Genomic DNA, 1519 nt, shown 5'->3' on the forward strand with positions numbered 1-1519 from the left:
GGACAGGCTCGGCGTGGGAGACGATCTACTCGTCGTTCTCAGCGGTTGGAATGACAAAGAGCGGCGATCAACAGCTGGCGTCAGGCAGCACGTGGACGGCGATCACTGCGTGGACTGCGGACGCGAGCTCCACCGTCACCGGGAACGCACTCCAGGTGAAGGGTTCTGGCACTGCCACGATCGAGGTCGRTTCGGCGTGGACGGTTCTCGGGACAGCGAACAAGGACTGGCGCGTGTTGAAGAACGGCGCCGTCGTGTGGACAAAAGGGGCGACGACTGGTCAAACATTCGCGCACTCGTTCACCCTGTCCCTTGCAGATGGGGACCTTCTCACCTGCGAGGGCTGGAACAATTCCGGTGTCGCCGCAAACCGCACCGTCGCATCGGGCTCCGGAACCTACTTGCGTGTGATACCTGCATGACCGTGCACGGCAAAACCCCCAACCTCGGAATGAGGTTGGGGGTTTTGTTTCGTTTACCAGGCAATTCACTCGTTGATTGAACATCCCGAGTCGAACAGTGGTAGAAATGCATGATCCGAAGCAAACCGAGTCGCTATTTGGCATGCTCTGGATGATCCATCAGATGAGAGTTGGATTACGCAGTTCGAGCTGCGGAACCCACCAGCTTACGTTCGGCACATTCGCCCTTCCTCCCAATGCAGGGAGGGAAGGTCGAATGCTTGTCATGGTGAGTGACGGTGCCGTACTGGTCGATGTAATTCCCAGTCACGGGAACACGCTGACCGGTCTTGTAGCCGCCGTGAAGCCCAAGGGGCGTAGAAGGGTTGATCATGGGTATTGCTCCTGTACTTCAGTTTCCAAACCGTGCGGGGTTTTCCCCGACGGCGAGCGAGGAACCAGTGCGCTGCCGCAGATGCGGGTGCGAATGGTTCAAGCTCGAAGGGTGGTCCCCGGGCTCGGATGAAGTCACGAATGGAGCAGTGACCATGGCTTCTGACGGGCGGATCACGGGATACTACGGAACGCCGGTCTGTACAGAATGTGGACTCTCGCAGTAGTTCTGAACTACCGAATCGAAGGCCGCGAGAGTTGAGACGCCTAGCCGGGTGATCCGGAGGCATGGCGTGTGATCGCGTACGGAATGGGGCTCATGACTGACAGCCTCTCTGTTGTCGGAAAATCGAAATTGCGGGTCGTGTGTCCAAGACACTACACCTAGTGGCCGACAGAAACACATAACGCGAGATGTTGTGAGTCACGTCGGTGTAATTCCCAGGTCACAACGAGCGGCGTCGAGGTTTGTGAAGCCACCGGCGTGATGCCCCGCACATGCCGCCGAGCGGTGCGAGCCACAAAAAATGGACCCCGCCTGAGCGGGGTCCATCTTTTTTACATTTACGCGAATCAGGCACGACCCTCGATTCACCAACTTCCGTGGCACTAGCATGGCCGTCCGCGCGGAAATGGTCAAGTCTCGACGCGGCCCTTTCAGTCCCATTTCATCACGTTCGAATAACGGGTAGAGAACCGTACGGTTCGCTCTTCGGGATCTTCGC

Annotated in this window: 1 protein-coding gene; it reads left to right on the forward strand. The window is 58.0% G+C overall.

Going from position 1 to position 1519, the window contains the following annotated elements; genetic code table 11:
- Positions 1 to 422, forward strand: a 422-nt coding sequence (locus AC1D1Y_RS25945; RefSeq protein WP_477684887.1) for a hypothetical protein, incomplete at its 5' end; no start/stop codon positions are given.
- Between the last annotated feature and the right edge of the window lie 1097 nt (positions 423 to 1519).

The sequence above is a fragment of the Polaromonas sp. P1_G1 genome (assembly GCF_056405595.1).